This window comes from Aliidiomarina quisquiliarum, assembly GCF_023922585.1.
GTDB lineage: Bacteria > Pseudomonadota > Gammaproteobacteria > Enterobacterales > Alteromonadaceae > Aliidiomarina > Aliidiomarina quisquiliarum.
Genome location: NZ_JAMFTN010000014.1, coordinates 542,971 through 553,438 on the forward strand (window position 1 = coordinate 542,971; position 10,468 = coordinate 553,438).

The 10,468-nt window shown below is 46.8% G+C and carries 10 protein-coding genes; 2 read left to right on the forward strand and 8 right to left on the reverse strand.

Going from position 1 to position 10,468, the window contains the following annotated elements; all coding sequences use genetic code 11:
* The 6 genes from pheT to thrS all read right to left on the reverse strand — a co-directional run bounded on the left by pheT (position 1) and on the right by thrS (position 6,665).
* Positions 1 to 2,400 carry a phenylalanine--tRNA ligase subunit beta gene (gene pheT, locus M1L23_RS05310; protein ID WP_252626069.1) on the reverse strand — a complete coding sequence of 800 codons (2,400 nt, stop codon included), beginning with the start codon at positions 2,398 to 2,400 and terminating at the stop codon, positions 1 to 3.
* A 15-nt stretch (positions 2,401 to 2,415) separates the two neighbouring features.
* Positions 2,416 to 3,396, reverse strand: coding sequence for a phenylalanine--tRNA ligase subunit alpha (gene pheS / locus M1L23_RS05315; protein WP_252626070.1), 981 nt, complete (start codon positions 3,394 to 3,396; stop codon positions 2,416 to 2,418).
* A 134-nt stretch (positions 3,397 to 3,530) separates the two neighbouring features.
* Positions 3,531 to 3,890, reverse strand: coding sequence for a 50S ribosomal protein L20 (gene rplT, locus M1L23_RS05320; RefSeq protein WP_252626071.1), 360 nt, complete (start codon positions 3,888 to 3,890; stop codon positions 3,531 to 3,533).
* 18 nt (positions 3,891 to 3,908) lie between these two features.
* Complete coding sequence (rpmI, locus tag M1L23_RS05325; protein WP_252626072.1) at positions 3,909 to 4,106, reverse strand: 50S ribosomal protein L35; 198 nt, start codon at positions 4,104 to 4,106, stop codon at positions 3,909 to 3,911.
* Positions 4,107 to 4,191: 85 nt separating this feature from the next.
* On the reverse strand, positions 4,192 to 4,743 hold the full coding sequence (infC, locus tag M1L23_RS05330; RefSeq protein ID WP_252626172.1) for a translation initiation factor IF-3: 552 nt from the start codon (positions 4,741 to 4,743) through the stop codon (positions 4,192 to 4,194).
* A gap of 5 nt (positions 4,744 to 4,748) precedes the next feature.
* On the reverse strand, positions 4,749 to 6,665 hold the full coding sequence (gene thrS / locus M1L23_RS05335; protein ID WP_252626073.1) for a threonine--tRNA ligase: 1,917 nt from the start codon (positions 6,663 to 6,665) through the stop codon (positions 4,749 to 4,751).
* A gap of 273 nt (positions 6,666 to 6,938) precedes the next feature.
* Between thrS and M1L23_RS05340 the strand changes: the two genes are divergently transcribed.
* On the forward strand, positions 6,939 to 7,829 hold the full coding sequence (locus M1L23_RS05340; RefSeq protein ID WP_252626074.1) for a DMT family transporter: 891 nt from the start codon (positions 6,939 to 6,941) through the stop codon (positions 7,827 to 7,829).
* On the opposite strand, the gene M1L23_RS05345 is transcribed toward M1L23_RS05340, so the two are convergent.
* Positions 7,807 to 8,436, reverse strand: a complete 630-nt coding sequence (locus M1L23_RS05345) for a riboflavin synthase subunit alpha (protein WP_252626075.1) — start codon at positions 8,434 to 8,436, stop codon at positions 7,807 to 7,809. The genes M1L23_RS05340 and M1L23_RS05345 overlap by 23 nt on opposite strands.
* Positions 8,437 to 8,447: 11 nt before the next feature.
* Between M1L23_RS05345 and M1L23_RS05350 the strand changes: the two genes are divergently transcribed.
* Positions 8,448 to 9,581 carry a DUF3080 family protein gene (locus M1L23_RS05350; protein ID WP_252626076.1) on the forward strand — a complete coding sequence of 378 codons (1,134 nt, stop codon included), beginning with the start codon at positions 8,448 to 8,450 and terminating at the stop codon, positions 9,579 to 9,581.
* Here M1L23_RS05350 and M1L23_RS05355 read toward each other — a convergent pair.
* Positions 9,568 to 10,458, reverse strand: coding sequence for a diacylglycerol/lipid kinase family protein (locus M1L23_RS05355; RefSeq protein WP_252626077.1), 891 nt, complete (start codon positions 10,456 to 10,458; stop codon positions 9,568 to 9,570). The genes M1L23_RS05350 and M1L23_RS05355 overlap by 14 nt on opposite strands.
* Positions 10,459 to 10,468 lie beyond the last annotated feature (10 nt).

Consider the following 10,468-nt stretch of genomic DNA (forward strand, 5'->3'; position numbering starts at 1 on the left):
TTAGCTATCCCTTAAAACCGCGTTAAATTTAGTTTGCAATAAAGCAACAATTTTCGCAACAGATTCATTCACATCTGTATCTTCTAATGTACGCTCTTGCGCTTGTAGCGTTAATGCAATGGCCAAACTCTGTTTGTCTACAGGCAAAGTATCACCTTGGTAAACATCAAACAAGTGTAGGTCAACCACATGATTTGCGCCAACATTTCTGATTGCAGCTAATAATTCGCCTGCTGTTGTGGTGCGGTCTACAATAACGGCAATGTCGCGTCGAATTGAAGGATAGCGAGAAATTCCGGCGGCAACTGGCACTGCCCGCGTTTCAATAGCGCTTAACAATAATTCAAAAACAAAGGCACGGCCTTTTAAACCAAAGGTTTTTTCAAACTGCGGATGCAAAGCGCCACAGAAGCCAACATATTGTTCGCCACGATAAATATTGGCACTTTGGCCTGGGTGTAGTGCTGAGTTATTCGCGGCCACAAAACGGTACTCATGCAAAGCGCCCGTTGCTGCAAGTAGGCTTTCCACCTGGCCTTTCACTTGGTAAAAATCGACCGGCTTGTTACCTTCACGCCAATGCTCGGTTAGTTGGCTACCTAATAACACACCGCCAATTACCGCTTCTTGGCGAATTCCGTTTTCTGCTGTTTGGTCTGGCACAAAGCGCAAGCCCGACTCGAAGAAACGCACACTGGCCTGCTGCCGTTTTTGGTTATAGCCGGCAGCGGTTAACAAGCCTGGCAGTAAACCAAGGCGCATCGACGACATATCTACCGAAATTGGGTGCGGTAACACTAGGGTTGGCGCATTCGGGTACAACAAGTCTTGGTGTTTCGGTTCAACAAAGCTATAGGTAATAACTTCTTGGTAGCCTGCTGCAATTAAGCGCTGTTGAAACAAGCTAAGCGGTAACTTTGCTTCTGGCGTGCGGTACATGGCTAACCGTGCTAGCGGTGCCGCTGAAGGTATATTGTTATAGCCGTATACGCGCGCCACTTCTTCGATCAGGTCTTCTTCAATGCTAATGTCGAAACGGTAGGCCGGCACACCCACTTGCCACTGCTGCGCTGTCTCGCCTGTTAGTTCAACAGTAAAGCCTAAGCGCTCTAATATTTCAGTTACTTGGGCGGGTGCAATAGTAATACCTAACACCCGAGCTAACCGGTCAGCGCGCAACACCACTTGTGTTTCAGTGGGTAAATGGGCCATATCTTTGGCTTCAGTGATAGGTCCTGCCTCACCACCACATATTTCAAGAATAAGCGCTGTAGCGCGCTCCATGGCTTTTTGTTGCAATTCTGGGTCAACGCCACGCTCATAACGATGCGAAGCGTCGGTGTGCAAGCCATAACGGCGAGCATGGCCCATAATAAGATCTGGACTGAAAAATGCGCTTTCTAAAAACACATCTTTGGTGTTTTCTGTGACACCGCTGTCTTTACCACCGAAAATACCCGCCATGGCTAACGCTTTGTTACTGTCGGCAATAACTAAAATATCATCGTCTAACTTTACTTCTTGACCGTCGAGCAAGGTTAATTTTTCGCCTTGCTGTGCCATGCGTACGACAATTTCTTGGTCTAGCGTGGCTAAGTCGAAGGCATGCATAGGCTGGCCAAGTTCCAGCAGCACATAGTTAGTAATATCTACCACTGGATCAATTGCCCGAACACCGCTGCGGCGTAACTTTTCTGTTAACCACAGTGGGCTGCTGGCGGCCATGTCAACACCACGCACTACTCGGCCTAAATAACGCGGGCAAGCGGCTGGTGCGGCTAAAGTAATAGCTAAGCTGTCGCCAATAGTGGCCGGCACCGCAGGTACTGCCGGCACTGTTACGTCAAGGTTATTGAGTACGCCCACTTCACGGGCAATACCACGAATACCTAAACAGTCGGCACGGTTTGGGGTTAAGTCTACGTCTAAGCTGTAGTCTTCCAAGTCAAGCCATTCACGTAGATCTTTACCTACGGGGGCGTCGGCAGGAAGCTCCATAATGCCTTCACTGTCGTCACTGAGTTCAAGTTCCGACGCCGAGCACAGCATACCGTGGGAAGGTGCACCACGAAGTTTAGTTTTCTTAATTTTAAAGTCGCCGGGTAATACCGCACCAACCGTTGCTACCGCTACTTTCAAGCCGGCACGACAGTTCGACGCACCACACACTATGTCGACCAGTTCAGGGCCGCCTACATCAACCTGGGTCACTTGTAGTTTGTCGGCGTCTGGGTGTTGGCCACAGGTTATTACTTCACCTACCACCACGCCGGTAAAGGCACTAGCAACCGGTTCAATGCCGTCTACTTCCAAACCTGCCATGCTTAATTGCTCGGCCAATTCTCCGGTTGATAAAGCGGGGTTGACCCATTCGCGTAACCATTTTTCACTGAATTTCATTGTGTCAAAACTCCCTTAACCGAACTGGCGTAAAAAGCGTAAGTCATTTTCAAAAAAGGCGCGTAAATCATTCACGCCATAACGCAGCATGGTTAGGCGTTCAACGCCCATTCCAAAGGCAAAGCCGGTATAAACTTCAGGGTCTATATTTACTGCTTGTAATACGTTTGGGTGCACCATGCCGCAGCCTAGTACTTCTAACCAGTCGCCACCTTTACGGCGCACGTCAACTTCAGCTGAAGGCTCGGTAAATGGGAAGTACGACGGGCGAAAACGTATTTCTAAATCTTCTTCAAAGTAATGATGTAAAAAGTCGTGCAAAATTCCTTTAAGCTCGGCAAAGCTAACATTCTTATCCACCATTAAGCCTTCCACTTGGTGGAACATAGGCGTGTGGGTTTGGTCGTAGTCGTTACGGTACACTCGGCCCGGAGAAATAATACGTAGCGGCGGTTGCTCGTGTTCCATAGTACGAATTTGTACCCCAGATGTTTGCGTGCGCAACATAGTGCTTGGGGTAAAATAGAACGTATCGTGATCGGCACGGGTTGGGTGATTCGCAGGAATATTCAGCGCATCAAAGTTGTGGAAGTCGTCTTCTACTTCCGGCCCATGCTTAACCGCAAAGCCTAGTTGGCCAAAATAATGTTCTATACGCTGAATGGTTTGCGTAACTGGGTGTAAGGCACCCGGGGCTGCTGATGTACCAGGTAAAGTTACATCAATACGCTCAGCTTCAAGCTTTTTGTTCAGCTCCGCCGTTACTAATTCACTACGGCGCGCATTTAAAATGCCCTGTAGCTCTTCTTTAACAATATTAATTTGTTGCCCTGCTTTAGGCCGTTCTTCAGCACTCAGCTTTCCCAAACCTTTTAAAAGCTCGGTCATTTGCCCTTTTTTACCCAAATAACTTACCCGAACTTCATCGAGTGCAGCGGGCGTGGTCGCAGCATTTATGGCTGCTTGCGCTGCTGCTAAAATAGCTTGTAAATCCATGAGTGTCCTCTGTAATAACGGCGCCAAACATATTGGCTATTAGGCCCAAACTTTAAGCCAAGAATAATACCAGAATTCAAACAAAAAGGGAGCCAAACGGCTCCCTTCCTTACTGCAAACTCCAGCGTTTCTGCTTATGCAGATAGGCCTTCTTTTGCTTTCTCAACCAAAGCAGAAAAACCTGCTTGGTCGTGAACAGCGATGTCTGCAAGAATTTTGCGATCAATTTCAACTGAAGCTTTTTTCAAGCCGTTGATAAAGCGGCTGTATGACAAACCCGCTTGGCGTGCTGCAGCATTAATACGAACAATCCACAACTGACGGAATTGACGTTTCTTGGTGCGGCGGTCGCGGTATGCATATTGACCAGCTTTAATAACTGCTTGGTTCGCAACACGGAAAACCCGGCTGCGTGCTCCATAATAACCTTTCGCCTGCTTTAGGACTTTTTTGTGTCGCGCTCTCGCTACAACACCACGTTTAGCTCGTGCCATTTAGAATCTCCTCTTCGCTTAAGCGTACGGTAACATGCGTTCAATAAGTACAACGTCGTTCTGATGTACCATTTTCTTCGCACGAAGGTGACGTTTACGCTTAGAGCTCTTCTTGGTCAAAATGTGACGCAAGTGAGACTGTTTGCACTTGTAACCGCCTGAAGCAGTTTTCTTGAAGCGCTTTGCAGCGCCTCGTTTAGTTTTCATTTTTGGCATTACATAAACTCCGCATTGAGTTGCCAATTGAGTTACAGGGTGAAGGACCGAACTGGAACCTTACTTGTAAACCGCTGCTACTTCCTTATTTTCCAGGTGCCAGAACCATTACCATCTGACGCCCTTCAGCCCGACGAGGGAAAGCCTCGCAAACAGATACTTCTTCTAGATCTTTCTTAATACGCTCTAGCAGATCGATACCTATTTCTTGGTGTGCCATTTCTCGGCCACGGAAACGCACGGTGACTTTCGCTTTGTCACCTCCCTCAAGAAAGCGACGCAGGTTGCGCAGTTTTACCTGGTAATCGCCCTCATCTGTACCAGGTCGGAATTTAATTTCCTTAACCTGAATTTGTCTCTGCTTTTTCTTCTGCTCTTTCTGCTGTTTACTTTTCTCATAAAGAAACTTGCCATAGTCCATGATTCTACAGACAGGCGGCTCAGCATTCGGGCTAATCTCAACTAAATCAAGGCCAGCTTCTCCAGCAAGTGTTAAAGCTTCACTAATAGCTGTTACGCCAAGTTGCTCACCTTCTGCATCAATCAAGCGCACTTCTGCAACAGTTATGGCGTCATTAATCCGGGTTTTGTCAGTTTTTAGACTCTTTCTTCCACCTTTAATGGTTTCTTCCTCCAGCAAATTTAAGAAATTGTACGCGTTTCAACATCATTACGAAGTTGTTCAATAAACTCAGTAATAGACAGTTTGCCTAAGTCTTTACCTCGGCGCGTACGTACGGCCACTTGTTGTTGTTCAACTTCTTGGTCACCAACAACCAACAAATAAGGCACGCGTTTTAATGTATGTTCTCGAATTTTAAAGCCTATCTTCTCATTTCTCAAGTCGGCTGTCGCGCGAAATCCATTCTTTTTAAGCTCTGAGACAAGGCTTTTCGCATAATCGGCCTGTTTATCGGTAATATTCATGATAACGACTTGATTTGGCGATAACCAGGTTGGAAAAAACCCAGCATACTCTTCAATAAGAATTCCCATAAAGCGTTCAAGCGAACCTAATATAGCCCGGTGAATCATTACCGGCACGTGGCGTTCGTTATCTTCGCCTACATAAGTTGCACCTAACCGACTAGGCATTGAGAAATCAAGTTGTATTGTACCACACTGCCAAGCACGGCCAATGCAGTCAAACAACGTAAACTCTATTTTCGGACCGTAGAATGCGCCTTCACCTGGCAAATAGTCAAATGATATATCGTTCGACTTCAAGGCTTCGGCTAAAGCCATTTCGGCTCGGTCCCAGGTTGCATCATCGCCAATTCGCTCTTCAGGGCGGGTTGACAATTTTACTACCACATCTTCGAAGCCAAAGGTTTTGTAAGTTTCGTATACCATACGAATACAATCGGCGACTTCGTCTTGAACTTGTTCTTCGGTACAGAATATATGTGCGTCGTCCTGAGTAAACCCTCGAACACGCATTAGCCCATGTAATGCACCCGAAGGTTCATTACGGTGGCAACAACCAAACTCAGCCATTCGTAACGGCAAGTCGCGGTAAGACTTTAAGCCTTGGTTGAATATTTGTACATGCCCTGGGCAGTTCATTGGCTTAACGGCATACTCACGACTTTCTGACGACGTGGTAAACATTAACTCTTGGAATTTTTCCCAGTGGCCTGAACGCTCCCAAAGTACGCGGTCCATCATTAATGGGCCTTTTACTTCTTGGTAATCATATTCGCTCAGCTTTTCCCGCACGTACTTTTCTAATTCTTGAAACACGGTCCAACCATTATGGTGCCAAAATACCATTCCTGGCGCTTCTTCTTGCCAGTGGAATAAGTCTTGTGCTTTACCAATTTTACGATGGTCGCGCTTTTCAGCTTCTTCTAAACGTTGTAAATATGCGTTTAACTGTTTCTTGTCGGCCCAAGCAGTACCGTAAATACGTTGCAACATTTTGTTGTCTGAATCGCCGCGCCAATAGGCACCCGCTACTTTCATAATTTTAAAATGTTGGCAAAACGACATGTTAGGCACGTGAGGCCCTCGGCACATGTCCACATATTCTTCGTGATAATACAGCCCTGGGCGATCATCACGGTCAATATTTTCGTCTAAAATTTCAATTTTATAGCTTTCGCCACGCTCGACAAAAACTTCTCTTGCCTCCGCCCAGCTTACTTTTTTCTTAACTACGGTATAACCGGTTTTTGCCAGTTCTTTCATGCGTTGTTCAAGCGCATCGAGATCATCTTGGTGCAAGGGCCGGTCTAGATCAATGTCGTAATAAAAACCATTGTCGATAGTTGGCCCTATCGCCATCCGTGTGTTTGGCCATAGCTGCTTAATGGCATGGCCTAATAAATGCGCACAGGAGTGACGAATAATTTCAACCCCTTCGTCATTTCTTTGGGTAATAATTTCAAGCGTCGCGTCGGTTTCAATTAAATCGCTAGCGTCAACAAGCTCACCATTTACCCGCCCGGCAACCGTTGCTTTAGCAAGGCCAGGACCAATATCGAGGGCGACGTCGAGAACAGAAACAGGGTTAGCAAACTCGCGTTGACTACCGTCAGGGAGAGTAATTACTGGCATGGAGGTTTATTCCTTATTTTACAGTGGTGACACCCACCAAGTGCCACTTGTATACGTTCAGACTGCAAATACTACCTTAAGGTTGTTCGAACAGCCCAGTAAAGAGGCGGCATTATACCGAAACAGCTGTATTAACGCAACTTTACTGGCTATAAGTTTGTCAATAACAGGCTACCAAAGTAACACTTTGCACGTTATTCTTGCTGTCTCTACCGAATCCATACTACGCTTTTGCCTGCGCTACTTTAAGCCAGCTGTAACGGGAATTCATTGATGAGTTTATACCTTGGCCAACTTGCCGCATTAACGGCAGCCTTTTGTTGGGCTATTGCAACTATTTTCTACAGTAAAAGCAGCCACCATTTAAGCTCAATTCAGTTAAATTTAGTGAAAGGCATTGTTGCTTCGCCACTGCTATTGTTAGGCACATTATTATTACCCGGCGAAGGCTGGGCCGGTTGGAGCCAACACACTTGGTTACTAATGACCTTAAGCGGCGTAATTGGTATTACTATTGGTGACAGCTGTTATTTTGCTGCCCTGCGTCGGCTTGGTCCTGGCCACACTATTTTACTTGAGTATTTAGCCCCGCCAATGGCGGCCGTATTAGCTTGGTTGGTTCTTTCGGAGGCACTTAGCCCCATACAAATGGTAGCTGCGGTAACCGTTATTGCGGGAGTACTGCTGGTTCTTACCGAGCGACAATTAAATAGCCGCATGGCAATTAGTCGCGCTGGTGTTTTATATGCGGTGTCCGCAGCTGCTTGCCAAGCCATTGGCTTGGTAATGGCGTTTTATGGCTTTTCCCAAGCCAAGGTGTCGCCGGCCGAGGCCGCATTAGTGAGGCTGTTTGGCGGTACCTTAATTCTAACGGTAGGCATTGTATTATTAAGACCAAAACTGTTTCCAGCCACCCTTACGGCACTGAAGCACACACAGTTAAGCACCTTATTGGCAGCCATAGCCCTGGGTACCTTTTTAGGCATTTGGCTGCAACAAGTGGCCGTAGCATTAGTCACCCCCGGTATTGCCCAAACCTTACTTTCCACTGCACCGTTATTTATGCTTAGTTTGAACGTTATTCGTGGTCAGCATATTAGTTTTCGGGCTGTAACAGGCACCGTAGTGGCTATGGCAGGAATTAGCTTGCTGTTCCTGTTCTAGCTAGCACCTTTTTTACGGTTTCAACAATAGTAAAGGTTTGCGTGTCTACTTCAATATTCAGCCGCGTGCCTACTATTGCCTCGCCTAAATTTGTGCGCTCTAAGGTTTCTGGAATTAAGTGCAGCCAAAAGCCCTGCTCGGTTACATCACCTACGGTTAAACTAGCACCATTCACGGTAATAAAGCCTTTGGGCAAAATATATTCTAACCAACGGGGTTCAAGCTCTAAATACAAACGGCAGTTGTCGCTGCTGTCGTGGCGCTCGGCTATTGCCGCAGTGGTTTGAATATGGCCCGACACAATATGCCCGCCCAGTTCGGTACCCATAGTTAAAGAACGTTCAAAATTTACCTCTTCGCCTATACTAAGGCTACCTAAGTTGGTTAAACGCAAGGTTTCATCAATAATGTCGAAACTAACCGTGCCTGGTTCAGTGTGCGAGTTAAATTCTGTCACCGTTAAACAGCAGCCATTTATCGCTATACTGGCACCGGTTTCTAACGCTGCTAAATAATGCGCTGGCACAGCCAACTCCAACTGTCGAAACTGCTCCCGATCAACAACCGCGTTAACCTGAGCTTTGGTTTGAACAATACCTGTGAACATAGTGACCGCCAATGAAGTTAATAACCTGGATATATAAAGGCTCGCGTATCGCCTTGTACATATTGAAAAATAGGGCTGCAAGTGTACCTAAATATACCTTTTGTCGCTATACACAGCTGCTACTGGGGTTTATTTCTTTGTTCGCCTTAAGTGCCTGTAGCGACGCTGTTAACCCACAGTTGGAAGACTACGCTAAGCGCCTTGAACGCCTTGCGGGTGAACAGCGGCTGGCAGCAGAACAGCTTGTTACGCCTATCCAACCAAGCGTGGCAGAGCTTCGCCGCAACTTGCCAAGAATGTCTATTTCGTTACTGGACAGTTTTCGTTTAAACGAATGTCGCTTAGGCCAAGTTGTGGCCGAGCGTAATAGCTCGTTAGGTAAAGTAATGACCCCAGCCAACCAGTTGTATTATGAAATAAAGGTCACTCGGGCACTAAAAGAATGTTTAACCGCACCGGTTGAACTTAGCCCGGCGCTACGCCTTGAACTTACGCAGGCTTTAGCCATAAAAGAAAGTAGCTTAGCGTTAGCGGTGCATAACTTTTTAACCACAGACCAGGTTTGGCGGGCCAATTTTCGTTTTGCTCGCCACAGTTTACCCATGAGCTCTGCCGACGACTTTACTAGCACCTTTACTGCCTTAAGTTATTTTGCCCACACGTTAACGTTAGTGCTGGCCGACCCCCACCAAGTTCAGCTTGACTTAACCCTGTGGCACGAGCAATTAGAAGCTTTAAACCATTCTCGCTTTTTAAGTGCTTACTGGCGTACCTTTGCCAGTGTTCCTGCCGAGCTAGAGCGCTTAACCGAACTGCTTGAACGCACCACTAAGCATATTGGCTGTAGCGATATAGCCCGGCCACAACAGGCCCAATACCTGCACAATGTCATGCTTAATATTTATATTGCCAAATTACAGCCGGCTTTTGCCCGTTGGGCGCATTACCAGCAGCAGTTGGCGCCAGTACTTAAACAGTTAGTGGCTTTAACGGAAGGTGAACTTTGGTTAAATTACGTGCAGCAGCTAGGCTATGGCCATACCAACACCCTGCAACAAAGTAGCCGCAACCATGCCGAACAATGGCAACTGTTACTGGCTAAATGCCGCCTTACCACTACGGGTGGTTCGCTTACCGACGAATAGAAACAGCCTGGGGCACACAGCGAATTTTCACTGGGGTACAACCTGCGTACTCACCATCGGTTTGCATGGGTATTTGTGCCGTTGCTATCACCATTTCACTTAGTTGACCACTGGTTACAACCTTATTGGTTAAGTGTGAGCCCCTGTATATCGACGAAAATGACTGCAACTTCACTGCGAGTCGACACTCTTGCACATGAACCCAGGCCAAACAGCCATTATTGGGCTTAGCATGGGGCGCAATAAGCATACCTGCACCAAAATAGCGCATGTTGGCTGCCACAAAAATCAATGTTGGCGTTTTATCTAAGCAAACTAGTGCTGGATCTGAGCCAGTAGCTTGCAAGTATTCACCGCGATAAGAAAATATTTGTTTAAGTGCACAAACTAAGTAGGTTAACCGCGGCCACCAACTTTTCTTACTACCAAGGTGAGCAATTAAGTCGCCGTCAAAACCAACCCCCACCGAGTTAATAAAATAGCGCTCATTAGCTTGGCCAATATCAATACATTCCGCTTTACCATGCAAAGCCCGCTTAATATAACCAGCAGTAGTCAGTTTTGTGCCATACCAAGCGCGGGCAAAGTCGTTACCAGTACCGGCAGGAATATAACCTATTGGCAGTGTTTTATAAGCGTTACCGAGGGCATTTACTACTTGGTGCAAGGTGCCGTCGCCACCAACCACAATAAGCTCTGCTGCTGTTGGCAGGTAAGTGTGAATGCTAGTGGTGGTAACCTTCAGGTCGGCGTCGGTAGCAACTAGCACATAAGAACGGTTTATTTCTTCGAGGGCCAAACAAAGAGCCTGCACGCGCCGTTGCCGTGCCCGTTGCGGAAGTGGATTAAACACAACGAGAGTTATTTTTGTTGTCATTGTATTCACT

Excerpts from the sequence above, each read along its gene's own strand:
- M1L23_RS05345 (WP_252626075.1), bottom strand. The coding sequence starts at position 8,436 with ATGTTCACAGGTATTGTTCAAACCAAAGCTCAGGTTAACGCGGTTGTT.
- pheS (WP_252626070.1), bottom strand. The coding sequence starts at position 3,396 with ATGGATTTACAAGCTATTTTAGCAGCAGCGCAAGCAGCCATAAATGCT.
- M1L23_RS05355 (WP_252626077.1), bottom strand. The coding sequence starts at position 10,458 with ATGACAACAAAAATAACTCTCGTTGTGTTTAATCCACTTCCGCAACGG.
- pheT (WP_252626069.1), bottom strand. The coding sequence starts at position 2,400 with ATGAAATTCAGTGAAAAATGGTTACGCGAATGGGTCAACCCCGCTTTA.
- M1L23_RS05340 (WP_252626074.1), top strand. The coding sequence starts at position 6,939 with ATGAGTTTATACCTTGGCCAACTTGCCGCATTAACGGCAGCCTTTTGT.
- rplT (WP_252626071.1), bottom strand. The coding sequence starts at position 3,890 with ATGGCACGAGCTAAACGTGGTGTTGTAGCGAGAGCGCGACACAAAAAA.
- rpmI (WP_252626072.1), bottom strand. The coding sequence starts at position 4,106 with ATGCCAAAAATGAAAACTAAACGAGGCGCTGCAAAGCGCTTCAAGAAA.
- thrS (WP_252626073.1), bottom strand. The coding sequence starts at position 6,665 with ATGCCAGTAATTACTCTCCCTGACGGTAGTCAACGCGAGTTTGCTAAC.
- M1L23_RS05350 (WP_252626076.1), top strand. The coding sequence starts at position 8,448 with ATGAAGTTAATAACCTGGATATATAAAGGCTCGCGTATCGCCTTGTAC.